Here is a 24689-nt window from a genome sequence, read left to right on the forward strand (position 1 = left end):
AATTTGGGCAAAAGCTGCCGCCGCCTTACACAGGATGGCGAAAACGGCGGCAAAGATGTAACCCGCCTGGGGGGTAAGGCGGGCGGCGGACAGGGCGAGTGAGATACCGGGAGGCATGGTCGGCTTTCTGAATGGAATCGCGGTATTATAACCTTGGCCGTGCGGGTTTGCCTCAGTAGGAAGGCAGTCGTTATATAATGCGGCGTGTGCAAAGCGTTTTGAAAGGAGAATGTGATGACTTTTGCTTATTGGTGTATTTTTGCGGCCATGCTGATGCCGTTGGGCTGTGCGTTTTATGCGAAGAAAAGCGCGGGTTTTGTTTTTACTCGGGATAACGGTAATCCAAGGGCGTTTTTGGAAAAGGCGGAAGGTGCGGCCGCACGCGCCGATGCCGCGCAGCAGAATTGTTTCGAGGCGTTTTCCCCGTTTGCCGCCGCCGTGATTGTCGCCCATGCCACCGGCAATGCCGCACAGTCGGTAATCAATATTTGGGCGGGGTTGTTTGTTTTGTTCCGCCTGTTGTTTATCTTCTGCTACATTGCCGACGAACCGCGCTTGCGCTCGATGATGTGGAGTGCCGGATTTGTCTGCATTATCGCGCTGTTTGTCGCTGCGGTATAAGACAGGGATAGATACGGAAGGCCGTCTGAAAGTGGATTTTCAGACGGCCTTTGTGATGTTTCGGGTTTGGAGGGACGGTTATTTGCTCAGATTGTTCAACTCGGTATCAGCCTGTTCGACGGCGTTTTCCAAGCCGGAAATTCGTTCCAGATATTTGGCGTAGTTGCGTTCGTTGCCGTAGCGCACTTTCCGGCCTTCTTCCAAGGCCTGTTTGGCGTTTTGCAGGCGTTGTTGCGCAGCGGCGATTTGTTCGTTGTTGATGCCGCCCGCTACGGTTTGCCCGCCTGAAGCAGATGAGCCTTCATAAGCAGTTTGCCGGGGCGTGTATGTGGTGCTGTCGGAGGAAGGCTTGACAGAGGAGTATACGGACGGACGGCCAAGGTCGCTTGTTTGGCAGTTTTTGCCGCGAGGGTCTTGGGTGTAAGTTGTGCGTCCCGATGCGTCTTTACAGGCGTAAACCGCGGCCTGCGCGGGCAGCATCGCAGCCAACAGCAGGGCGGCCAAGGTAATGTGTTTCATACGGTTTCCTTTCGTTGTGTCGGTTAAAACCAAAAATACCAAACCAGCAGCAAAATCAGGCAGGTAATCAGGTTGGCGGCAACAATCGCCCGCCATTGCCTTTTGCGGGGCGGTGTGATTTTTAGGCCGTTACGGCCGCGGCGGACATAAAAAAACGGGGACAGCAGCACAGACACTGCCGACAGCAGGATGATGACCGCATAGTAGATTTTTTCCGCCGGCATGGTGAGGCCGTTTCTGTTTCGGTTTTGGGACGGGTAAATTATATAGCGAATGGCGCGGCTTTCCCACAGGCATGAAAAAACTGCCGGTCAGACCGGCAGTTTGTAGGGTTTTGCGGTTTGGTCGAAATTACAGCAGGTGGGCGATGCCGGCTTTTTCTTCTTCCAATTCTTTCAAGGTGGCATCGATGCGCTCACGGCTGAAATCGTCGATTTCCAAGCCTTCCACCAGTTTGTATTCGCCGTTTTCGCAGGTTACGGGGAAGCCGAACATTGTGTCTTTCGGAATGCCGTAAGAGCCATCGGACGGAATACCCATGGTTACCCATTTGCCGTTGGTGCCCAGCACCCAGTCACGGATGTGGTCAATGGCGGCATTGGCGGCAGATGCGGCGGAAGACAGGCCGCGCGCTTCGATAATGGCCGCGCCGCGTTTGCCGACTGTAGGCAGGAAGGTGTTGGCGTTCCAGTCTTGGTCGTTAATCATGTCTTTCACGCTTTCACCGTTGATGGTGGCGAAGCGGTAATCGGCATACATCGTGGGCGAGTGGTTACCCCAAACGCACAGTTTTTCGATTTGCGAAACGGGTTTGCCGGTTTTTTCGGCCACTTGGCTCAATGCGCGGTTGTGGTCGAGGCGCAGCATGGCGGTAAAGTTTTTGGACGGCAGGTCGGGGGCGGATTTCATGGCGATGTAGGCATTGGTATTGGCAGGGTTGCCCACAACCAGCACTTTGACGTTACGGTCGGCCACTTTGTTTAGTGCCGCGCCTTGGACGGTAAAGATAGCGGCATTAGCCTGCAACAGGTCGGCACGTTCCATGCCTTTGCTGCGCGGACGGGAGCCGACCAGAATGGTGATTTGCGCATCTTTAAAGGCGACTTCGGGGTCGTCGGTGGTAAACATATCGGCCAAGAGCGGGAAGGCGCAGTCTTGCAGTTCCATCATCACGCCTTTAACGGCATTTTGAGCCTGAGGCAAATCCAACAGCTGCAGGATAACGGGTTGGTCTTTGCCCAGCATTTCACCGCTGGCAATACGGAACAGCAGGGCATAACCGATTTGGCCGGCAGCACCGGTTACGGCAACACGAACGGGTGATTTCATAACGGAAATTCTCCTCTTTCATAGATGAATGGGTTGAAAGGAAAGGCCGTATCGGCAAATAGAAATGCGTTATATACCGACGGGCATGACGTGAGTTTACTTGATGGGATAATGTTTAATCAAGATGTGTAAAGAAGAAAACAGCGAATCTGTAGTTTTGTGTAGTTTGATTACGGGTAGGCTGTAAAACGAAATTCTGTCTCAATATGCCAGACAGGATTTAGTTTGGCAAAAAAGAGATGCAAGAAAACATATTTAATTGTAATAAATTGAATTTTATTGCGTAAATTTATTTTTATGGTGAGAGGCTCAGGGGAGAGGTGTAGGTTTTTGATTCTGTGGCCCGGATATTCTGTTTGGTTGATACTAGGTTGGAGTGTAACTGTATGTTAAATAAAGAAATATAAACTATTATGGTTGAAAACCGTTTTTATTTGTAATTTTGATGTAAAAACGGATTAAAAAAAATATCGAAAGGGCTATTCAACTTGCGGCAAACAGGGTAAATTATGGTCTAACGTAACTTGATGTAGCATCTGTTAAAAGTCGGATTGCATCATCAAGTTGCTTGGTTTTTGAGAGTTTGAAAAATATCGTTCATTTAAAGAGGAATTGAAATGCAGACGAAAAAACGACCTGTATTCCTGGATTTGCAGGTGTTGGTTCGACATTTGCCTGTTCCCGGGATTGTCTCCATTCTGCACCGTGCGAGCGGTGTTATCCTGTTCATCATGATTCCGGTTTTGTTGATGTTGTTGAACGGTTCGTTAAGCAGCGGCGAAGATTTCGAATCGTATAAAGCCGTGGCTGACAATCCGTTGGTCAAGCTGATACTGATTGGTGTTTTGTGGGCTTTCCTGCACCATCTGTGTGCGGGTATCCGTTTCTTGTTGCTGGATGCGCATCAAGGTTTGGAACTTCAAACTTGCCGTAAGACGGCTAAATTGGTTTTGATTATTTCCTTGTCGCTGACTTTGGTATTGGGAGTGGCATTATGGTAGACCGCAAATTGGCCGGAGCCCATTATGGCCTGAGAGACTGGGCGGCACAGCGTATTACGGCAGTTATCATGATTATTTATGCTGTTGTATTCTTCCTCTTCCTGCTCGGAATGGCGGGTGCGGAGGATTACTCGCAATGGCAGGCATTCTTCGGTAAAACTTGGGTTAAAGTGTTCACGCAAACTACGCTTATTGCTTTGCTTCTGCATGCGTGGGTCGGTATCCGCGATTTGTGGATGGACTATGTCAAGCCTTTCGGCCTGCGTTTGACACTGCACTGCGCCACTATTGTTTGGTTGGTGATGTGCGCAGTTTATTCGTTCAAAGTAATTTGGTAAGCATAGGAGTGAATTGATGAGCTTCCCTATCCGTAAATTTGATGCCGTCATTGTAGGCGGCGGCGGTGCCGGCTTGCGTGCGGCATTGCAACTTTCTAAAGCCGGTTTGAATACCGCCGTATTATCAAAGGTATTTCCGACCCGTTCGCATACGGTAGCGGCACAAGGCGGTATTTCCGCATCTCTCGGTAATGTGCAGGAAGACCGTTGGGATTGGCATATGTACGATACCGTGAAAGGTTCGGACTGGCTGGGCGATCAAGATGCGATCGAATTTATGTGCCGTGCTGCGCCTGAAGCAGTAATTGAATTGGAGCACATGGGCATGCCTTTCGACCGTGTGGAAAGCGGTAAAATTTATCAGCGTCCTTTCGGCGGTCATACTGCCGAGCACGGCAAGCGTGCCGTAGAACGTGCTTGTGCGGTTGCCGACCGTACAGGCCATGCAATGTTGCATACTTTGTATCAGCAGAATGTTCGGGCCAATACACAGTTTTTTGTTGAGTGGACTGCGCTGGATTTGATCCGTGATGAAAATGGTGATGTAGTAGGCGTAACTGTGATGGAAATGGAAACAGGCGATGTTTATATTTTCCATGCCAAAGCAGTGTTGTTTGCTACCGGAGGTGCCGGCCGTATTTACGCTTCTTCTACCAACGCCTTTATGAATACCGGTGATGGTTTGGGGATTTGTGCCCGTGCAGGCATTCCGTTGGAAGATATGGAGTTCTGGCAATTCCATCCGACCGGCGTGGCAGGTGCGGGGGTGTTGATTACCGAAGGTGTGCGTGGTGAGGGCGGCATCCTGTTGAATGCGGATGGCGAACGTTTTATGGAGCGTTATGCGCCGACTGTGAAAGACTTGGCTTCGCGCGACGTGGTTTCCCGTGCGATGGCGATGGAAATCTATGAAGGTCGCGGTTGCGGTAAAAATAAAGACCATGTGTTGTTGAAAATCGATCACATCGGTGCAGAAAAAATTATGGAAAAATTGCCGGGTATCCGCGAGATTTCCATCCAGTTTGCTGGTATTGATCCGATTAAAGACCCGATTCCCGTTGTGCCGACTACGCACTACATGATGGGCGGTATTCCGACCAACTATCACGGTGAGGTTGTCGTTCCTAAGGATGGAAACCCGGAAGTCCCTATCAAAGGCCTTTACGCAGCAGGTGAGTGTGCTTGTGCTTCCGTACACGGCGCGAACAGGCTGGGTACCAACTCGTTGCTTGACTTGGTGGTATTCGGTAAGTCAGCCGGTGACAGCATGATTGCTTACGTTAAAGAACAAGCTGACTGGAAACCTTTGCCGAAAGATGCGGGAATGTTTACAAAACAGCGTTTGGATCGTTTGAACGGTCAGGCTAACGGCGAAAAAGTAGATGCTTTGCGCACTGAATTGCAGCGTACTGTTCAGTTGCATGCAGGTGTGTTCCGTACCGATGCTATTTTGAAAGAAGGTGTGGATAAAGTTCTGAAACTGTATGAACGTGCAAAAAATACAGAAATCGGCGATAAGAGCATGGTGTGGAATACGGCGCGTATTGAAGCGTTGGAGTTGGATAACCTTATGGAGGTTGCCAAAGCGACCATGATTGCGGCAGAAGCACGCAAAGAATCCCGTGGTGCCCATGCTTCGGACGATCATCCGGATCGTGATGATGTCAATTGGATGAAACACTCCCTCTTTTATTCGGCCGACAACCGTTTGGATTACAAACCGGTTCATACCAAACCGCTTACAGTCGATTATATCGAACCGGCCAAGCGCGTTTACTAAAGGAATGCACACATGGAAAAAATACGTCTGCAAGTGTATCGCTACAATCCCGATGTGGATGCCAAGCCGTACATGAAAGATTACGAGTTGGAAATCGAACCAACGGATGTCAAATTGCTTGATGCGATTATCAAATTGAAAGCGCAAGACGACAGTTTGTCGTTCCGCCGCTCATGCCGTGAAGGTATCTGCGGTTCAGACGGCATGAACATCAATGGGAAAAACGGTTTGGCGTGTCTGGTCGATATCCGCAGCTTGACGCAACCCATTGTGTTGCGTCCGCTGCCCGGTCTGCCGGTTATACGTGACTTGATTGTTGATATGACCCAGTTCTTCAAGCAATATCATTCAATCAAGCCTTATGTGGTGAACGATACTCCGGTTGATCCTCGTAAAGAACGTTTGCAAAGCCAGGAAGAGCGTAAAGAGTTGGATGGCTTGTACGAATGCATTTTGTGCGCCTGTTGTTCGACTTCTTGCCCGTCGTTCTGGTGGAATCCCGACAAATTCGTCGGTCCTTCCGGTTTGCTGAATGCTTACCGTTTTATTGCCGATAGCCGCGACACGATTACCAATGAACGATTGGATAATTTAAATGATCCATACCGTCTGTTCCGTTGCCATACCATCATGAATTGTGTTGATGTATGTCCGAAACATTTGAATCCTACCCGTGCAATCGGAAAAATCAAAGAAATCATGTTGAAACGAGCAGTCTAGATATGATAGCTTTTGATGATGCAGCGAAACGGCGCATCCGTTTCCTGACACGCCGTGGGCTGCTTGAGCTCGATATCGTGCTCAAGCGGTTTATGGAAAAAGAATTCCAGCATCTTAGCGATGCTGAATTGTCGGTATTCGTTGAAATTTTGGATTTGCCGGATCAGGAGTTTTTGGCTCTGGTCAATCAGAAAGAAACAACAGACAATCCTCAGTTTGCATTGCTGCTGGATAAAATCAGACGAAGCTGAGCTATGGTAAGGCCGTCTGAAAATGCCACCTTGTATTTTTAGAAGAATAAAGGAGTAAGAGATGTCTCAGTCAATTAAAGTAGAAATCGCAGGTAAAGAACCTCTTGAACTGCCGGTATTGAAAGGTACTTTGGGCAACGAAGTGGTCGATATTCGCACCTTCACCAAAGGCAGCGGAATGTTTACTTTCGATCCGGGTTTTGTTTCGACAGCCAGTTGTGAATCAAAGATTACCTTTATCGACGGCGATAAAGGCTACCTCTATTATCGCGGGTATCCGATTGAGCAGCTTGCCGAACAAGGTGATTATTTGGAGACCTGTTATCTTTTGATTTATGGCGAACTGCCTAATGCTGAGCAAAAGGAAAAGTTTGTTAATACAGTCATGCACCACACTATGGTACATGAACAGTTGACATGGTTCTTCCGCGGCTTCCGCCGCGATGCGCATCCGATGGCAATGATGGTTGGCGTGGTTGGAGCTTTGTCCGCCTTCTATCAAGACAGCTTGGAAATTGCCGATCCCGAACACCGCAAAGTCGCCATTTACCGCCTGATTTCCAAAATCCCGACTATTGCGGCGATGTGTTACCGCTACTCCAACGGCCTGCCGTTCAATTATCCGAAGAACGACCTCTCTTACACGGCAAACTTTATGCACATGATGTTTGCAACGCCATGTGAAGAATACAAGCCCAATCCGGTATTGGTTCGCGCATTGGACAGAATCTTTATCTTGCACGCCGACCATGAGCAAAACGCTTCTACTTCTACTGTCCGCTTGGCAGGTTCTTCTGGAGCGAATCCCTTTGCCTGTATTGCAGCCGGTATCGCCAGCCTGTGGGGTCCTTCTCACGGTGGTGCGAACGAAGCTGTGTTAAATATGTTGGACGAAATCGGTGATGTATCCAAAGTTGCCGAATTCATGGAAGGGGTGAAAGCCAAGAAATACCGCCTGATGGGCTTCGGACACCGTGTGTACAAAAACATGGATCCGCGTGCCGCCATCATGAAGAAAACATGCGACGAAGTATTGCGCGAATTGGGTTTGGAAAACGATCCGAAATTCAAGCTGGCAATGGAATTGGAAAAAATCGCATTGAACGATCCATATTTCATTGAGAAAAAACTGTATCCGAATGTTGACTTCTATTCGGGCATCGTATTGTCCGCATTGGGTATCCCGGTTTCCATGTTTACCGTTATCTTCGCTTTGGCGCGCACAGTAGGTTGGATTTCCCACTGGCATGAGATGATTTCTGATCCGAATCAGAAAATCGGCCGTCCGCGTCAATTGTATACCGGTGCGCCGCGTCGAGACTATACTCCGGTAGACAAGCGGTAATCTGATATAAAACAAGGAAAGCGGGAGTCATCCTGCTTTCTTTTTTGCTGCGTGGTAGTCATAGAAAGGTATAACGAGTAAAATATTACCGTTATGCGAGTAATGTGTTTTAACGTGGTAAATTCAGTTTCCCAAATTAAATTTTCTCAAGCAGAAAAGGCCATTCCATGATGGATGAAAAACAAAACTTCTCTTATCTTTTCGGTTCAAACGCTCCATATATTGAGGAGTTGTATGAAGAATTTCTGAACAATCCCGATTCGGTGGAAGAATATTGGAGGCAATATTTTTCCGAACTGGCTGCTCAGCCCGGCTTTGCAGAACGTGATGTGGCTCACCGCCCCATTCAGGAATCTTTTGTCAAGTTGGCAAAATCCCGTCCGATTGCAGTGGGTACTGTTGACGAAAATATGCTGAAAAAACAAGTGGGTGTTTTGCGCTTGATTTCCGCTTACCGCATTCAGGGTGTCGGTGCGGCGCAGCTGGACCCCTTGAAACGTAAACCGCCTATCCATATCGAAGGTTTGGATCCTAAATTCCACGGCCTTTCTGATGAGGATATGGCGGTTAAATTCAATGTAGGCCCTGGAGATTTCGGCGGGCAGTACGAGAAGCTGACTTTGTCGGAAATCCTGAGTAAATTGAAGCAGACTTATTGCGGTTCGGTTGGTATTGAATACATGCATATAACCAACCGCACCGAGCGCCGCTGGATTCGTGATTATTTCGAGAGCGTTTCCTCTACGCCGAAATATGATTCCGAACAAAAACTCTATATCTTGAAACAGCTGACTGCTGCGGAGACATTGGAACGTTATCTGCAAAACAAATATGTCGGCCAAAAACGTTTCGGCGTAGAAGGCGGAGAAAGTTCGATTCTGGCATTGAACTATCTGGTGCAAAATGCCGGTAAAGACGGCGTGGAAGAGGTGATTGTCGGTATGGCGCACCGAGGCCGTCTGAATGTGTTGGTCAATACCTTGGGTAAAAAACCAAGCGATTTGTTCGCCGAATTTGAAGGCCGTGCTGAAATCAAACTGCCGAGCGGCGACGTGAAATACCATACCGGTTTCAGCTCCGATATTGCCACGCCAACAGGTCCGATACATGTTACCTTGGCATTCAATCCCTCACACTTGGAAATCGTCAATCCCGTGGTTGAAGGTTCAAGCCGTGCCAAACAAACGCGCCGCGGTGAAGATGGTCAGAAGCAGGTCTTGCCGGTGTTGATTCACGGCGATTCGGCCTTCATCGGCTTGGGTGTAAACCAAGCGGTATTCAATATGTCGCTAACCCGTGGCTACACTACGGGCGGAACCGTGCACGTCGTAGTGAACAACCAAATCGGCTTTACCACTTCCGATACGCGCGATACCCGTTCAACCGTTTATTGTACAGACATTGCCAAAATGGTCGATGCGCCGATTTTCCATGTGAATGGCGACGACCCCGAGGCAGTTTGCATGGTCATGCAGGCTGCAATGGACTACCGCAAAACATTCCACAAAGATGTTGTGGTCGATGTGGTGTGCTACCGCAAAAACGGGCACAACGAGAGCGATGATCCGACATTGACCCAGCCGATGATGTACAAAGCCGTGGCCAAACATCCGGGCACACGCGCACTTTATGCGGAAAAATTGGTTCAAGAAGGTGTTGTCAGCCAAGAACAAAGCGATTCGTATGTTCAAGCTTATCGTGATGCTTTGGATCGTGGCGAACACGTCGAGCAGACACGCTTGTCGGATTACACCAGCAAACACAGCGTTGATTGGACAAAATATCAGGGCAAAGATTGGCGTGAAGCCGTGGAAAGCGGCTTGTCTGCCGAAGACATCAAACGCTTGGCCGATAAATTTACCTATGTTCCCGAAGGGTTCGGCTTGCACAACACCTCCAAACGGCTGGTGGAGAACCGCAAAGCAATGGCGGCCGGCGAACAGAATATCGACTGGGGCATGGCGGAGACCATCGCTTATGCCAGCATGGTAACAAAAGGCACCGGCGTACGTATTTCCGGCGAAGATTCCGGTCGTGGTACTTTCTCACACCGTCAGGCTGTATTGCATGACCAAAACCGCGAAAAATGGGATGCCGGCATTTATATTCCGCTGCAGCACATCAGCGACAGCCAGGCACCGTTTACCGTTATCGATTCCATCCTGAATGAAGAGGCCGTACTGGCTTATGAATACGGCCATGCCTGCTCTGCTCCGGATATGCTGACCATTTGGGAAGCGCAATTCGGCGATTTTGCCAACGGCGCACAAGTGGCGATTGACCAATTCATCTCTTCCGGTGAAACCAAATGGGGTCGTTTGTGCGGTCTGACGGTCATCCTGCCGCACGGTTATGACGGACAGGGCCCGGAACACTCGTCCGGACGTTTGGAGCGTTGGTTGCAACTGTGTGCCGAACACAATATGCAGGTCATCATGCCGTCTGAAGCCTCGCAGATGTTCCACATCCTGCGCCGTCAGGTTTTACGGACAATGCGCCGCCCGCTGATTATCTTCATGTCCAAACGCCTGTTGCGCTTTAAAGATGCAACCAGCCCGCTGGAAAACTTCCTGGAAGGCACGACTTTCCGCCCTGTTATCGGCGATACCGTGCAACGTGCCGACAACGGCAAAGTAAAACGCGTTATCCTTTGTGCAGGTCAGGTTTATTATGATTTGGCTGCCGGACGAGCCGAACGCGGTTTGGAAGAAGAAGTGGCCATCGTGCGTACCGAACAGCTTTATCCTTTCCCATATGCCGAAGCGGAAGCAGAATTGGCCAAATATCCGAATGCGACCGAAATCATGTGGGCTCAGGAAGAGCCGAAAAACCAAGGCGCGTGGTATCAGACACGCCACCGCTTGGAAGCTTTGGCGAAAGAAGGCCAGAAACTCATTTATGCAGGCCGTCCTGCCAGCGCATCTCCTGCCGTAGGCTACGGCAGCAAACACGCCGCACAGCTGAAACAGCTGGTGGAAGATGCCTTCACATTCAACTAACTGCCGTACAGGCGCGGCTCGGATGATTTCCGGGCCGCATACAACCACACCTAGGAGTAAAAAATGATAGTAGAAGTAAATGTTCCCGTATTCGCCGAAAGTATTACAGAAGGCACCCTGCTTGCCTGGCATAAAAAAATCGGCGAAGCCGTTGCCCGCGACGAAATTTTAGTCGATATCGAAACAGACAAAGTCGTATTGGAAGTACCCGCCCCGCAAGCCGGTGTCTTGGTTGAAGTCATCGTGAACGAGGGCGATACTGTTACCTCGCAACAGGTTTTGGCTAAAATCGATACCGAAGCCGCAGCCGTTTCTGCAGCTCCCGCCCAAGCCGCGCCTGCCGCCGAAGCAGCCGCACCTGCAGCCGCCTCTAATGCACAGGCCGGTGTCGCCATGCCTGCCGCAGCCAAACTGGCTGCTGAAAAAGGCGTGGATGTCGGCAGCATCCAAGGCTCGGGCCGTGACGGCCGCGTATTGAAAGAAGACGTGCAAAACGCTTCTGCCGCTCCGAAAGCCGCCGCTCCCGCCGCTTCGATTCCTGTGGGCGCACGTCCTGAAGAACGCGTGCCGATGAGCCGTCTGCGTGCACGCGTGGCCGAACGCCTGTTGGCTTCTCAACAGGAAAACGCCATCCTGACCACTTTCAACGAAGTCAACATGAAACCGATCATGGACTTGCGTGCGAAATACAAAGAAAAATTCGAGAAAGAACACGGTGTCAAACTGGGCTTCATGTCTTTCTTCGTCAAAGCAGCCGTGACCGCATTGAAAAAATTTCCGGTGGTCAATGCCTCTGTTGATGGCAAAGACATCGTGTATCACGGTTACTTCGATATCGGTATCGCCATCGGCAGCCCGCGCGGCCTGGTTGTGCCGATTCTGCGCGATGCCGACCAAATGAGCATTGCCGACATCGAACAAGCCATCGTCGATTACGCGAAAAAAGCCAAAGACGGCAAAATCGCCATCGAAGACCTGACCGGCGGCACCTTCAGCATTACCAACGGCGGCACTTTCGGCTCTATGATGTCCACCCCGATCATCAACCCGCCGCAGTCTGCCATTTTGGGTATGCACGCGACCAAAGAGCGCGCCGTGGTAGAAAACGGCCAAGTCGTTGTCCGCCCGATGATGTATTTGGCACTCTCTTACGACCACCGCATCATCGACGGCCGCGAAGCCGTGCTGACTTTGGTAACCATCAAAGACCTGTTGGAAGACCCTGCACGCCTGTTGCTGGATTTGTAAGCGTTTTTCAGACGGCCTGTTGTTACAGACAGGCCGTCTGAAATTTACCGCCCAAGCCATACAGGGTATATAAGGCATATATCGCCTTTCAGACGGCCTCAACCTGAAAGAGGCCGTCTGAAAACCATGTTTCAACGCAAATAACAATATTTTTAAAGGATATAGAACAATGTCTCAATACGATGTCGCCGTAATCGGCGCAGGCCCCGGCGGATACGTTGCCGCCATCCGCACCGCACAACTGGGTTTTAAAACCGTCTGCATCGATGCGGGCGTCAACAAAGCGGGCGATGCGCCCGCGCTGGGCGGCACCTGCCTGAACGTCGGCTGCATTCCTTCCAAAGCCCTGTTGCAGTCGAGCGAACATTTCCACGCCGCGCAACATGATTTTGCCGAACACGGCATTACCGCCGGCGACGTTAAATTCGATGCGGCGAAAATGATTGCGCGCAAAGACGCCATCGTTACCAAACTCACCGGCGGCATTGCCTTCTTATTTCAAAAAAACAAAGTGGCCAGCCTGCACGGCAAAGGTTCGTTCAAAGGCAAAAACGGCGATGCCTACCAAATCGAAGTCGATAACAAAGGCGAAAAAACCGTTATCGAAGCCAAACACGTCATCGTGGCAACCGGTTCCGTGCCGCGTCCGCTGCCGCAGATTGCCATCGACAATGTAAACGTATTGGACAACGAAGGCGCATTGAACCTGACCGAAGTGCCTGCCAAACTCGGCATCATCGGTTCGGGCGTGATCGGCTTGGAAATGGGTTCCGTATGGAACCGCGTCGGTTCGCAAGTAACCATCCTCGAAGCCATGCCGACCTTCCTTGCCGCCGCCGACCAGCAAATCGCCAAAGAAGCCTTCAAATACTTCACCAAAGAGCAGGGATTGAACATCGAACTGGGCGTGAAAATCGGCGACATCAAATCTGAAGGCAAAGGCGTGTCCGTTGCTTACCAAACCGCCGCAGGCGAAGCTGAAACCGAAGTATTCGACAAACTCATCGTTTCCATCGGCCGTATCCCGAACACCGAAGGCCTGAATGCCGAAGCCGTCGGCTTGGAAAAAGACGAGCGCGGCTTTGTCAAAGTGGACGGCGAATGCCGCACCAACCTGCCTAATGTCTGGGCAATCGGCGACGTGGTTCGCGGCCCGATGCTGGCGCACAAAGCCAGCGACGAGGGCGTGGCGGTTGCCGAGCGCATCGCTGGTCAGAAACCGCATATCGACTTCAACAACGTACCGTTTGTGATTTACACCGACCCTGAAATCGCCTGGGTCGGCAAAACCGAAGAGCAGCTCAAAGCCGAAGGCGTGGAATACAAAAAAGGCACTTCCGGCTTCGGCGCAAACGGCCGCGCCCTGGGATTGGGCAAAGCCAAAGGCACGGTTAAAGTGCTGGCTGATGCTAAAACCGACCGCATCTTGGGCGTGCACATGGTCGGCCCGATGGTGAGCGAACTGATTGTCGAAGGTGTAACTTCCCTCGAATTCTCCGCCAGCAGCGAAGACATCGCCCGCATCATCCATGCCCATCCGACCTTGTCCGAAGTGGTGCATGAAGCCGCATTGGCTGCCGACAAACGTGCATTGCACGGTTAAGGCCGTCTGAAAGCAGCAGGCCGTCTGAAAGACTTTCAGACGGCCTTGTTTGCCTTTTGCCACAGTTAATGGCGTGTAAAACGCCGTATGCTTGCCAATAAGGTCTCCCAAACCTATAATCCGCCGCTTTCAACCACCCACTGCAAAGAAAGGAGCACATCATGACCCAAACCATCACCTGCTCAATCAAACTTTGCAGCCCGGTCGTTTAGGCATACACCTTTTCTATTGCGGCAAATCAGCCGCATCCCTTCCGCCCGCATCGGGCTGCTTTCCATCATTCCGCGCAACAGCGGCCGTCTGAAAAAACAGGCGACGTTTTTTGCGCCCGCAAGAAAGTAGCACAACATGGGCAATCCCATTTCAAACAACATTACCATCATCGCCGATTCCGACACATGGATAGAGGGGCGAGCCGTCCAACAACTCGAAACCACCGCCAAACTGCCGCAGATGCTGCGTGTGGCCGGAATGCCCGACCTGCATCCCGGACGCGGTTATCCCGTGGGGGTGGCATTTTTCAGCGTCGGCCGCTTTTATCCCGCGCTCATCGGCAACGACATCGGCTGCGGCATGGCCCTGTGGCAGACCAACCTTCCTGCCGCCAAAGCCAAACCCGCCAAACTGGCCAGGCAGCTCGGCAGCATAGACGCACCGTTGGACGCAGGCTGGCAGGCACGGATTGACGAAATCCTGCCGAACCATCCTTTTCAGACGGCCTTAGGCACCATCGGCGGCGGCAACCACTTTGCCGAACTGCAAACAGTCGATACCGTCTACCACGCCGACCTGCTGCCCGCAGGTTTCCAAACCGACCGCCTGCAACTGCTGGTACACAGCGGTTCGCGCGGCTTGGGGCAGGAAATACTGCGCCGCCATGTCGAACGGTTCGGCCATAACGGCTTGGCCGAAAGCAGCACCGATGCGGCAGATTATCTGGCGGAACACCAATCCGCCCTCGACTTTGCCCGCGCCAACCGCATACTGATTGCCGAAAGAATGCTGGCACAGTGGCACGGCGGCGGAGCGTGTCTGCTCGATGTACACCACAACTTCCTGCAACAGGCCGAAATCGGCGGCCAAACCGGCTGGCTGCACCGCAAAGGCGCAACCCCTTCCGACCGCGGCATGGTCGTGATACCCGGTTCGCGCGGCGATTACAGCTATCTGGTCAAACCTGCCGCCGACTGCACCCATTCCCTCAACTCATTGGCACACGGCGCAGGGCGAAAATGGCAGCGCGGCGAATGCAAAGGCCGCCTGTCGCACAAATATTCTGCCGACAGCCTGCGCCGTACCGCCTTCGGCAGCGTCGTGGTGTGCGAAGACAAGGCTCTGATTTTTGAAGAAGCCCCGCAGGCATATAAAAGCATAGACGGCGTGATTGCCGCCATGGCGAATGCCGGCCTCATCGAACCCGTGGCTCGGCTGAAACCCGTATTGACTTATAAAACCGGTGGCAACTGCGGAGGTGAGGCATGAAAATCATCAGTAAATTTAAAGATTTTTACGACCACAAAGTAGCCAAATACGGTATCGATCCCGTATTGGTGTTCGACCGCCGCCTGCCGTCCGGTGCCGAAATCCTGCATAGCCTGCCCAAACCTCCCGCCGAGTGGGAAAAAGAATACGGCGCGTGTGCGGCCGTATCAGTGCTGTATGTGGGCAGATTGCGCGTGTATCTGTTTGCCACGAACGATAAAGTGTATACGTCTTACGATGTCGAACAAGTTTTAAGCAAAAAAATTGGGCGTTATTTCTGTCGGTTAATCCGTTTCCAAGATGGCGCGGAATACGTTTTGCCGCAATACGGTAATTACTACTGGGCTTGGCATGACGAGATCCAAAATGCCGATTTCCAAGCTGTTTGCAGAGAACGGGGTAACGTAATGTTGAAAATCTATCGGAATGTGCCGCTGCTGCTCGTGTATTACGCCGACTCAAACCGTCCAACCAAATTGGACAGCAGTCAGGACTTTGCCGAAAACCCGCAACTTTCCGCACTCGGTATCTACATCGATCCCGATATCATGTGGCAGAACATCAGCGAATACCTGTCGCAACTCAAAAGCGAGGCCGAAACCAGCCCGAGCGTGCCCGATAAAGTCAAAATCGGTAACAAGGGATTTGACGAAAAATATTCCTTCCGCCCAAAAATGAAAGGAAATAAACCATGATTTATCTGCAAATTTCTACCGCCCAAGGGCCTGCCGAATGCCGCATCTTTGCCCGTTTCGTTCTGAAAAAACTTTTGGCCGAAGCCGAAGCGAGGAATGTGAAGGCAGAAATTGCCGGCGAAACGGCCGACAAATACGGCATCCTGTCGGCCGTCCTGATGCTGGAGGGAACGGCTGCCGACACGTTGGCGCAAAGCTGGCAGGGTACGCTGCAATGGGTGTGCGCCAGCCCCGTCCGTCTGAAACATCCGCGTAAAAACTGGTATATCGGCATATTCCGCCTGCCGGAAAAACCCGAAATGCCGTCTGAAAGCGAAATCGAGTTCCAAACCTGCCGTTCAGGCGGCAAAGGTGGGCAGCACGTCAATAAAACAGAGTCGGCCGTCCGCGTTACACACAAAGCCAGCGGTATTTCCGTGCGGGTGGAAAGCGAACGCAGCCAGCATGCCAACAAAAAACGCGCATTGGAACTTCTGGCACACAAACTGGCCGAACATCAAACAGCACAAAATACCGACTATGCCAAACAGCAGCACAGCGGTTTGTATCAGGTAGCGCGCGGTAATCCGAAACGGGTATTTGAAGGGCCGGGCTTCCGAGAACGGCACGCCTGATTATGCCGCCGGTGCGTTAAAGGCCGTCTGAAAAAGGGTTTGACTGAGTTGCAACCAATCTTTCAGACGGCCCTCTTGATGGGTGGCGGATATGGATATTTGACCTTCAGTCTGATTAAGATGCAGGGTTCAAGTTGGTCTCTCAATAATATTCAGCATTTGATAAGGAGGCGGAAAATAAAAGGCATTGATATCTGATGATGGACGGATTGCAATGCCCGGTCGGGCTTCTGCTGTTGAAGCTTTATGTCGATTGGCACGACAGAAAAGGCCGTCTGAAAATGCGGAATGCGCTTTCAGACGGCCTTTTGGTTTGGAACGGATTTACAAAACGGCTAAGGCGGCATCGTAATTCGGTTCGTGGGCGATTTCGCCTACCAGTTCGGCGTGCAACACTTTGTCGTTTTCATCCAATACGACTACGGCGCGTGCGGTGAGGCCGCGCAGGGGGCTGCTTTCGACGGCTACGCCGTAGTCGCGGGCAAAGTTGCTGCGGAAGGTGGAAAGGGAGACGACATTGTCCAAACCTTCTGCGCCGCAGAAGCGCGCCTGGGCGAACGGCAGGTCGGCGGAAATGCACAGGACGACGGCGTTTTCCAGAGAAGAGGCGCGTTCGTTAAAGGTGCGGACGGATTGGGCGCAGACGCCGGTGTCCACGCTGGGGAAAATATTGAGCACTTTGCGTTTGCCGGCGAAATCGGCAAGCGTTTTGTCGGACAGGTCGCCTGCCGTCAGGCTGAAGGCGGGCGCGGTTTGGCCTGCTGCGGGGAAATGGCCGCCGATTTCTACAGGATTGCCTTGAAGGGTAACTTGAGACATTGTTGGTTCCTTTATGTAAGGGGTTGACGGGAAGGGGTTGAGGCCGTCTGAAGAGCGGTTTCAATAAAATTCAAATAGGGTTTCGGTTTGGGGCGTGTCAGCCGGCCTTTTTCAGTTTTTTGTTGCGGACGGTTTCAATCATGCCGTCGATGCCTTGTTGATTGACCAGCTCGACAAATTGGTTGCGGTAGACGGTTACGATGCTGACGCCGTCGACGCGGATGTTGTAGAGCTTATATTGCGAACCGGTTTGGTAGAGCTGGTAGGCAACTTCGTATTTTTTGCCCGACGAGGTGAGGATTTCGGAATAAACATCGACTTTGTTGCCGTTGGTGGTGATTTTCGGCAGTACTCTGACATCGGCTTTTTCCGTGCCCATCATGGCGGAACGGGCATACATGCCGATAACCATTTCTTTGAAGGCGGCTATGAAGGACTGTTTCTGCTGCGGGCTGAATTGCCGCCAAGGTTGTCCGACCGCCATGGCCGACAGGCGTTCGTAATCCAGGAAGCGGTTGGCATATTGTTCCACTTGGCGGATTTTCTGTTGTTCGCTTAATGATTGGTTTTTGATGATTTTCAGTACGGTATCGATATTTTGCTGTACCTGCTGCTGGGCGGGATGTTCGAGGGCGGCAAAGGCGGCGGGTGCCAGGATGGCGGTTGCAGCCGCAAAAACAATTTGTTGATACATCTTAATAAGCCTTTGTTTGTCTATATGGTTTGCGGCGTATTTTATCGGTTTGTGTGCCGGAGCGTAAGTGTTTTGGTAACGGGTATGCTTGAAAGAATCAGGCCGTCTGAAAATGCCGGTTTTGGGGAAACCGGATATTCAGACGGCCTGGAATATGATTGACTGCGCACGTTGCGGAAGATTATTGCAGCGGCTGCATATTCATCAGTTCCATCAGGAAGTTGGTGAAGGCAGGATTGTTCGGTTTGTTGCGCATGTTCGGCCAACGCTGTTGCCAGCCTTTCAGTGCGTTTTGAACGTACTGTTTGGATTGCGCGCTGGTAATCGCACCGCGCTGGCTGTCTACGGCCGAACGCAGATAGACTTCGTACACGCTGTCATCCACCGGATTGCTGCCAACCAGTTTGAGGCGGAAACGGTTCAGGTGTTGGGCGGCTTGGACTTTGGTGATTTTTTTCTGGCCGACCTGATCGTTCAGGCGAGTGGCTTCATCACGAATTTTGGAAACATCCGTCCAGTGGCTGCCGGCCAAGCGGTAGGTTGCTTTTCCGTTGCCGGATTCCGTTGTCGTTACTGCACCGAAAGACGGGGCTGTGTTGATGGTACAGCCTGCTAGGGCGGCGCAGGCTAAAAGGAGTGGGATATATTTTTTCATGGCGCACATTATAGTCGGTCTTTACGCAAACAGCCAAATATTGACAGGAGAAAGCAGTGTTTTGCGGTAATTCTGCAACGTTCCGCGAAAATATAGGGAACAACTTTCCGAGACGGTAAAAATGACGGGAGATAACGGATTGTCGTTTATCAATAAATCAACTTCGCTGCGGCCTTGTCGTGTTTGATATTCAAAGAAGATGATTTTCTGAATGTGTTCTGAAAAACGGGGAAATTGGTTTTGTGCCGCCTGCGGTTGTATGGTTTGTGGTTGCTGCCCGAGTATCGGATAAGTGTTAATCCGCTGGCGGCCTGCACAAAACAAACGGCCGCAATCGGCGGCCGTCTGGGTGCTTGGGGCGGATTAAACCAAATCGGCGAAAAGCGGTGTGGAGAGGTAACGCTCGCCGTAAGAAGGAATCAGTACGACAATCAGTTTGCCTCGGTTTTCTTCTTTTGCCGCCAGTTGCAGTGCGCTCCAAATGGCCGCACCGGAAGAAATACCGACCAGAATCCCTTCTTTTTCCGCTGCCGCGCGTGCGGTGGCGAAAGCATCTTCGCCGGTTACGCGGATAATTTCATCGTAAATTTGGGTGTTCAGGATGCTGGGGACGAAACCTGCGCCCAAACCTTGAATCGGGTGCGGGCCTTTTTCGCCGCCGCTCAATACGGGTGAGGCATCTGGTTCGACTGCCACGATTTTGACATCGGGTTTGCGTGCCTTCAAGACTTCGCCCACGCCGGTTACCGTGCCGCCGGTGCCTACGCCGGCAACGAAAATGTCCACTTGGCCGTCGGTGTCGCGCCATACTTCTTCGGCGGTGGTTTTGCGGTGGATTTCGACGTTGGCCTGGTTGTCGAATTGGCGCGGCATGAAATAGGTTTCGGGATGTTCGTCCACAAGTGCTTTGGCACGCGCAATCGCACCGCCCATGCCTTCCGCTGCTGGTGTCAGAATCAGTTCCGCACCGAAGGCGCGCAACAGCATACGGCGTTCTTTACTCATGCTTTCGGGCATGGTGATGGCTAATTTGTAGCCGCGTGCGGCGCAGACCATGGCCAAGCCGATGCCGGTGTTGCCGCTGGTTGCTTCGACGATGATGGTGTCTTTGTTGATTTTGCCTTCTTTTTCCGCCGCCTCAATCATGGCTTCGGCAATGCGGTCTTTAACGCTGCTGCCCGGATTGAAAAATTCCAGTTTGGCGACTACCCGGCCGGGTAGGCCTTCGGTCAGGCGGTTGAGTTCTACGAGCGGGGTGTTGCCGATTAAATCGGTGATATTTTTAGCGATATTCATGGATTTTCCTTTCCTCAAAGGAGGGCTGATATAAATGACCTGCGTATCTTAAGAGAAGGCCGTCTGAAAGCAAAATAATTTCTTGCCGCCGATATGAAAACTAAAAGTTATAAGAGCGGTTTGAACAGCCCGGAAAAGGCATAAACCGTTTGCGCGAACATAACAATCAGCAGGGCGGACTGTATTTGTCTGATACTGAATACGTTGGCCGGTTGGCGGCTGATTTTCCGGTGCAGCAGGAATACCGCCATCAGCAGCATCTGCATGGCCAGCCAATATACCGGCTGGAGCAGATACAGGTCCAGCAATGAAGGCAAGATGCGCGGTGTCAGCCCTTCGGGATAACTGAGAAAGGCCAGCAGGAGAATCAGCCAGTGGGCCAAGGTCATGGCGGTACCTGTTTGAGCAAGCAATGCGGGCAGGGGAGGGCAGGCAGTTTGATAGTGAGACCGGTCGGGAAGGCTTTTACTGCGTAGGAAGAGGAACAGCATGCCCGCAGGCGCGATATACAGTTGCGGCATATAGAGGATGCTGAGGCTGAAGGGCGACAGTACGCCGGGAGCCAGCCACAGGGCCAAACCGCCCGCCGCCAGCCAAAGGGAAAGGGCCGACAATGCCCACAACAAACTGCGGCTTTGCATGACGGCAATGACGAACAGGCTGAAATAGGCGGCAATGCACCAAAGGTTTGGATCGGTCATGTCGGACTCAGTAAACCAGTTCGCCTTCGAAAACCGTTTCGGCAGGACCTGTCATGAAAACATCGCCGCCGGACTGCCAGGCAATCAGCAAGTCGCCGCCGGGCAGGCTGACGCGGATATCCTCGCCTTCATCCAGCCATCCGGCGCGCACGCCGTAAACCGCCGCCGCGCAGGCTCCGGTTCCGCAGGCACGGGTTTCACCCACGCCGCGTTCGAAAACGCGCAGTTTGATGTGGCGGCGGTTGAGGATTTGCATAAAGCCGACATTGACCTTTTCGGGGAATTGCGGGTGCGGTTCGATTTGCGCGCCCAGTTCGGCAACGGCGGCCGATTCGGTGTTTTCGACTGTCAGAACGGCGTGCGGGTTCCCCATATTAACGCAGCCGACCGTTACGCTTCCGCCGTTGAGACGGACATCATATTGCAACGCCTCCCCGCTTGCGTTTTCAAGCGGCAGGAAGGGGATTTCAGACGGCCTGAAACGCGGTTTGCCCATGTTTACCGTTACTAGGCCGTGTTCCGCCAGCTTGGGGACGATGATGCCGCGTGCGGTTTCAACCCTGATTTCCTGTTTTCCGCTTAGTCCTTTATCGGCCACGAAACGGGCGAAGCAGCGTGCGCCGTTGCCGCATTGTTCGACTTCGCCGCCGTCGGCATTGAAAATCCGATAACGGAAGTCAGCTTGCTCGGACGTAGGCCGTTCTACCAGCAGGAGTTGGTCGAAGCCTATGCCGGTATGGCGGTCGGCCCAGGCGGCAATCGGTGCCGAAGCGGGGTCGAACGGGCTGCTGATGCCGTCGATAACGATAAAGTCGTTACCCAGGCCGTGCATTTTGGTGAATTTCAGAGTGGGCATGAGGTGATGTGTCGGCGGTTTGGGAAGGGCGCAAGTTTAGCACAAAAGGCCGTCTGAAAATGTTTCAGACGGCCTGATTCGGTTCGGCTGTTTGGCAGACAGCTTATTTGCCTTCGGCTTCAGCTTGTTTCAATAGTTGGAACAACTGGTCTTTCAGGGCCAGTTTTTTCACTTTCAGCGCATCGATTTCATCTTGAGCGGTTACGCTGGTAACAGGGTCGTTTTCCAAACCGGAGATTTTGTCGTCCAGTTCGTTGTGTTCGTCGAAAATGCGGGCAAAGTGGGCATCTTCCTGTTTCAATTTGGAAATCAAATCGCGGTATTCGGGAAACATAAATCGTCCTCTTGTTAATGATTAAGGTAACCAACCTGTTTTCCAGGTTCGATGCAATTATAACAAATCACGTTGGAAGCGGCACACAAATTTTAACCTTGCTTGACGTACCGCAAAGGCGGTTTGGCAGGTATCTTCCATTGTTTTCAGACGGCCTTCGGCAGGCGGGAGGCGTATTGGAATACGGCTGTCGGGTTGGGCGTAAAGAGGCTGTCTGAAAACGCACTCCGCTTTTTCAGACGGCCTCAAGCCTTTTCAAACAGGCTGATGACGGGGTAAACTCGCGATTGCGTACTTTAACCGAATGCCCGAACAATTTGAGGAATAGATTTATGCGTATCCTGCTTACCGGTTCGAAAGGCCAGCTTGGCCAATCGATTAGGAAACGTTTGCCTGAAGATTGGGAGTTGATTGCCACCGATTCGAAAACGTTGGACATCACCGATCATGAGGCCGTTTTAAAAATGGTCGAAAGTTTCCAGCCCGACGCGGTGGTCAATACTGCCGCTTATATGGCCGTCGGCAAGGCGGCGGAGGATGTCGAACGCGTCTTTGCCGTCAATGCTTCGGGTACGCGTAACCTGGCGCAGGCCGCTTTTGCCGTTGGTGCGAAATTCGTTCATATTTCAACCGATTATGTATTTGGTGGCGGCAGCCGCATCCCTTATTCCGAGATTGACCCGCCCAATCCGAAATGTGTGTATGCCCGTTCGAAACTGGCCGGAGAGTTGTTGGCATTGGCTGCGGAGCCGGATACGGTGGTGCTCAGGACATCTTGGGTATACAGCGAATACGGCCGCAATTTCATTCAAAACCTGCTGCATCAGGCGGCGGAACAGGGTGAAATCCGGCTGAGTGCCGACAATGCCGCTTGCCCGACCTATGCCGGGGATTTGGCCGACGTGATTATCCGCCTGCTGCAATTGCCGAAATTTCCGCAAGGCCTGCTGCATTATTGCGGCAATAAGGCGTTTAGCGACTATGCGTTTGCCCAAGCGGTGTTGAAAGCCGAAGCGGAACGTAATCCCGCATTCAAAATGCCGCAATTGGTGCAGGCATCCGCCGCAGAGATGGGTAAGGGTGGCGCGCCGCTGTATTCGGTGCTTAATTGCGAAAAGGCGCGCGCATTGGGTTTCGTGCAGGGCGACTGGCAGAAAAGTGTGCCGACGGTATTGGCGGCACTGGCCGAAATTTGAAAAGTTATCAGGCCGTCTGAAAATCGGGGAACGGTTTTCAGACGGCCTTTTTATCTGTTCGGAGGTTTGCGATGACAAAAACGAATTGGCAGCGTTTGCTGAGTACGCAGCGTTTCCGCCTGAAAGACAACGAAATCGTACCCACCAGTACGCCGTCTACGCAGGAAGGTGCGGACGCGTTGCGTACGGATTTCCACATCGATTACGACCGTGTGGTGTTTTCCGGCGCATTCCGCCGTTTGGGACGGAAAACGCAGGTGCATCCGTTGGCCGAGCATGATTTGACGCATAACCGTCTGACGCACAGTGTCGAAGTGGCCAGTGTCGGCCGCAGTATCGGCAACCGTGTCGGCATGATGATGCAGGCGGGCGGCTTCCTGCCGGAAGGCAATACGCCGAGCGACATCGGTGCAGTCGTTCAAGTGGCCTGTTTGGCGCATGATTTGGGTAACCCGCCGTTCGGCCATACAGGTGAAGATGCCTTGCGCGACTGGTTTCGAAGCCCGAAAAACGCCGTTTTTTTGCAAGGATTGGAAGAGGTCGAACGCAACGATGTGCAAACTTACGAAGGCAATGCCCACAGCCTGCGCATCCTCGCCAGTTTGGAAATGTATCCGAACCGAGGCGGTATGCGCCTTACAGCCGCAACCATCGCCGCTTTATTGAAATATCCGTGGACGACCCGTCATCCGAACGGACGGAAAAAATTCAATATTTATCAAACCGAACTGCCGTTTATCCGCCGTGTGGCAGAGGAATTGGGTTTGGTGGAGTTGGGCAGCGACCATTGGGCGCGCCACCCCCTGTCTTATCTGATGGAAGCGGCCGACGACATCTGTTACGCCTTGTTGGACTTAGAAGATGCGGTGGATTTAGAACTGCTGAGCGATACGGAAGTTGAAAGCGTATTGTCCGGCTTAACATTTGTCGAACCGACTTGGCATGCACAATCCAGCCGCCAACGATGCGCCATGCTGCGCGGCATCGCCATCGGCCGCGCTATCGATGACGTGGCGCAAACTTTTATGAAGCATCAATCGGATTTACTTAACGGCGAATTCAAAGGAAAAGATTTATTGGCCTTGTGTAGCCCGGAAGTGCAGGATACATTGGAAAACGCCAAGGAATTGGCTAAAACGCGGATTTTCCGCCATCAAAGCAAATTAATGACGGAAATTGCCTCTTTCCCTTGCTTGGGTTCGATATTAGATTTGCTCGTCCCGGCAGCGCATCAGTTGCTGACAGAAGGGCATAGCGGCGTCCGCCAGTCGCTGGCTTTGGAATTGCTGAAAAATGAACATCCGATTAGCCGCGAAGACAGCCTGTATCATGCTTATATGAAAATCCTCGATTTCGTCGGCGGAATGACCGATAACGCCGCTGCAAAAATGGCAAGAGAGTTGTCCGGGATCGGCATGATTTAAAAATAGCTGAGAAAATTCTTATTTTTTATATTGGGATAGATGTTTTTAATCGGGGATGGTGAAAATATCCTAGACAAACGATTGTCTGTTCAATATAATGCCTATCTTTACTTTGCTTAATGCAGGTAAGCGGCAATGCACCCGTAGCTCAGTTGGATAGAGTATCTGG

At 51.9% G+C, this 24689-nt stretch carries 25 protein-coding genes; 15 read left to right on the forward strand and 10 right to left on the reverse strand.

Annotated elements, in window-relative coordinates:
• Nucleotides 1-234 precede the first annotated feature (234 nt).
• Nucleotides 235-621, forward strand: a complete 387-nt coding sequence (locus tag HMPREF3107_RS05910) for an MAPEG family protein (protein ID WP_070454239.1) — start codon at nt 235-237, stop codon at nt 619-621.
• Nucleotides 622-699: 78 nt separating this feature from the next.
• Here HMPREF3107_RS05910 and HMPREF3107_RS05915 read toward each other — a convergent pair whose 3' ends face one another.
• From HMPREF3107_RS05915 to HMPREF3107_RS05925, 3 genes are all read right to left on the reverse strand, one after another.
• On the reverse strand, nt 700-1140 hold the full coding sequence (locus HMPREF3107_RS05915) for a DUF4124 domain-containing protein (RefSeq protein ID WP_070454240.1): 441 nt from the start codon (nt 1138-1140) through the stop codon (nt 700-702).
• Between the two features lie 23 nt (nt 1141-1163).
• Nucleotides 1164-1364 (reverse strand): hypothetical protein, encoded by a 201-nt coding sequence (locus tag HMPREF3107_RS05920; RefSeq protein WP_070454241.1) that lies wholly within the window; start codon nt 1362-1364, stop codon nt 1164-1166.
• A 127-nt stretch (nt 1365-1491) separates the two neighbouring features.
• Nucleotides 1492-2469 (reverse strand): malate dehydrogenase, encoded by a 978-nt coding sequence (locus HMPREF3107_RS05925; protein ID WP_070454242.1) that lies wholly within the window; start codon nt 2467-2469, stop codon nt 1492-1494.
• Nucleotides 2470-3086: 617 nt separating this feature from the next.
• Between HMPREF3107_RS05925 and sdhC the strand changes: the two genes are divergently transcribed.
• The 12 genes from sdhC (at nt 3087) to prfH (ending at nt 16545) form a co-directional block, all read left to right on the forward strand.
• The gene (gene sdhC, locus HMPREF3107_RS05930; protein ID WP_003775332.1) at nt 3087-3470 is read left to right on the forward strand and encodes a succinate dehydrogenase, cytochrome b556 subunit; all 384 of its coding nucleotides are present in this window, start codon (nt 3087-3089) and stop codon (nt 3468-3470) included.
• Nucleotides 3464-3808: a succinate dehydrogenase, hydrophobic membrane anchor protein gene (gene sdhD, locus HMPREF3107_RS05935; RefSeq protein ID WP_003775334.1), complete on the forward strand. Its 345-nt coding sequence runs from the start codon at nt 3464-3466 to the stop codon at nt 3806-3808. Before sdhC ends, sdhD begins: the two co-directional genes overlap by 7 nt.
• A gap of 16 nt (nt 3809-3824) precedes the next feature.
• The gene (gene sdhA / locus HMPREF3107_RS05940; RefSeq protein ID WP_070454243.1) at nt 3825-5588 is read left to right on the forward strand and encodes a succinate dehydrogenase flavoprotein subunit; all 1764 of its coding nucleotides are present in this window, start codon (nt 3825-3827) and stop codon (nt 5586-5588) included.
• Between the two features lie 12 nt (nt 5589-5600).
• On the forward strand, nt 5601-6308 hold the full coding sequence (locus HMPREF3107_RS05945) for a succinate dehydrogenase iron-sulfur subunit (RefSeq protein WP_049249177.1): 708 nt from the start codon (nt 5601-5603) through the stop codon (nt 6306-6308).
• Nucleotides 6309-6310: 2 nt separating this feature from the next.
• The gene (locus HMPREF3107_RS05950) at nt 6311-6559 is read left to right on the forward strand and encodes an FAD assembly factor SdhE (protein ID WP_070454244.1); all 249 of its coding nucleotides are present in this window, start codon (nt 6311-6313) and stop codon (nt 6557-6559) included.
• Nucleotides 6560-6620: 61 nt separating this feature from the next.
• The gene (gene gltA, locus HMPREF3107_RS05955) at nt 6621-7904 is read left to right on the forward strand and encodes a citrate synthase (RefSeq protein ID WP_003775343.1); all 1284 of its coding nucleotides are present in this window, start codon (nt 6621-6623) and stop codon (nt 7902-7904) included.
• 167 nt (nt 7905-8071) lie between these two features.
• Nucleotides 8072-10903 (forward strand): 2-oxoglutarate dehydrogenase E1 component, encoded by a 2832-nt coding sequence (locus HMPREF3107_RS05960; protein WP_070454245.1) that lies wholly within the window; start codon nt 8072-8074, stop codon nt 10901-10903.
• A 63-nt stretch (nt 10904-10966) separates the two neighbouring features.
• Complete coding sequence (gene odhB, locus HMPREF3107_RS05965) at nt 10967-12151, forward strand: 2-oxoglutarate dehydrogenase complex dihydrolipoyllysine-residue succinyltransferase (protein WP_070454246.1); 1185 nt, start codon at nt 10967-10969, stop codon at nt 12149-12151.
• 169 nt (nt 12152-12320) lie between these two features.
• Nucleotides 12321-13754, forward strand: a complete 1434-nt coding sequence (gene lpdA / locus HMPREF3107_RS05970) for a dihydrolipoyl dehydrogenase (protein ID WP_070454247.1) — start codon at nt 12321-12323, stop codon at nt 13752-13754.
• Between the two features lie 348 nt (nt 13755-14102).
• Nucleotides 14103-15236 carry an RNA ligase RtcB family protein gene (locus HMPREF3107_RS05975; protein ID WP_070454248.1) on the forward strand — a complete coding sequence of 378 codons (1134 nt, stop codon included), beginning with the start codon at nt 14103-14105 and terminating at the stop codon, nt 15234-15236.
• Nucleotides 15233-15931 carry a hypothetical protein gene (locus HMPREF3107_RS05980; protein WP_070454249.1) on the forward strand — a complete coding sequence of 233 codons (699 nt, stop codon included), beginning with the start codon at nt 15233-15235 and terminating at the stop codon, nt 15929-15931. Before HMPREF3107_RS05975 ends, HMPREF3107_RS05980 begins: the two co-directional genes overlap by 4 nt.
• Nucleotides 15928-16545, forward strand: a complete 618-nt coding sequence (prfH, locus tag HMPREF3107_RS05985) for a peptide chain release factor H (protein WP_070454250.1) — start codon at nt 15928-15930, stop codon at nt 16543-16545. Before HMPREF3107_RS05980 ends, prfH begins: the two co-directional genes overlap by 4 nt.
• Before the next feature lie 324 nt (nt 16546-16869).
• Here the strand turns inward: prfH and tpx are convergent, their stop codons facing one another.
• From tpx to HMPREF3107_RS06025, 7 genes are all read right to left on the reverse strand, one after another.
• Nucleotides 16870-17364 (reverse strand): thiol peroxidase, encoded by a 495-nt coding sequence (gene tpx, locus HMPREF3107_RS05990; RefSeq protein ID WP_049251414.1) that lies wholly within the window; start codon nt 17362-17364, stop codon nt 16870-16872.
• Nucleotides 17365-17461: 97 nt separating this feature from the next.
• Nucleotides 17462-18058, reverse strand: a complete 597-nt coding sequence (locus HMPREF3107_RS05995; protein WP_070454251.1) for an MlaC/ttg2D family ABC transporter substrate-binding protein — start codon at nt 18056-18058, stop codon at nt 17462-17464.
• A gap of 181 nt (nt 18059-18239) precedes the next feature.
• Nucleotides 18240-18722 carry a prokaryotic membrane lipolipid attachment site family protein gene (locus HMPREF3107_RS06000; RefSeq protein ID WP_210391403.1) on the reverse strand — a complete coding sequence of 161 codons (483 nt, stop codon included), beginning with the start codon at nt 18720-18722 and terminating at the stop codon, nt 18240-18242.
• A gap of 354 nt (nt 18723-19076) precedes the next feature.
• A complete protein-coding gene (gene cysK, locus HMPREF3107_RS06010) occupies nt 19077-20009 on the reverse strand; it encodes a cysteine synthase A (RefSeq protein ID WP_041961492.1) in 933 nt (310 codons plus the stop codon).
• 107 nt (nt 20010-20116) lie between these two features.
• A complete protein-coding gene (locus tag HMPREF3107_RS06015) occupies nt 20117-20710 on the reverse strand; it encodes a hypothetical protein (RefSeq protein WP_070454253.1) in 594 nt (197 codons plus the stop codon).
• A 7-nt stretch (nt 20711-20717) separates the two neighbouring features.
• Nucleotides 20718-21566: a diaminopimelate epimerase gene (gene dapF, locus HMPREF3107_RS06020; RefSeq protein WP_070454254.1), complete on the reverse strand. Its 849-nt coding sequence runs from the start codon at nt 21564-21566 to the stop codon at nt 20718-20720.
• Nucleotides 21567-21669: 103 nt separating this feature from the next.
• Nucleotides 21670-21900: an HP1242/YdcH family protein gene (locus HMPREF3107_RS06025; protein ID WP_049249488.1), complete on the reverse strand. Its 231-nt coding sequence runs from the start codon at nt 21898-21900 to the stop codon at nt 21670-21672.
• A 332-nt stretch (nt 21901-22232) separates the two neighbouring features.
• On the opposite strand from HMPREF3107_RS06025, the gene rfbD reads away from it, so the two are divergent.
• Nucleotides 22233-23096 (forward strand): dTDP-4-dehydrorhamnose reductase, encoded by an 864-nt coding sequence (rfbD, locus tag HMPREF3107_RS06030; protein ID WP_070454255.1) that lies wholly within the window; start codon nt 22233-22235, stop codon nt 23094-23096.
• 71 nt (nt 23097-23167) lie between these two features.
• Nucleotides 23168-24520, forward strand: a complete 1353-nt coding sequence (locus HMPREF3107_RS06035; protein WP_070454256.1) for a deoxyguanosinetriphosphate triphosphohydrolase — start codon at nt 23168-23170, stop codon at nt 24518-24520.
• Nucleotides 24521-24689 lie beyond the last annotated feature (169 nt).

Origin of the sequence: Neisseria sp. HMSC31F04, from assembly GCF_001807735.1 — a bacterium.
GTDB lineage: Bacteria > Pseudomonadota > Gammaproteobacteria > Burkholderiales > Neisseriaceae > Neisseria > Neisseria elongata.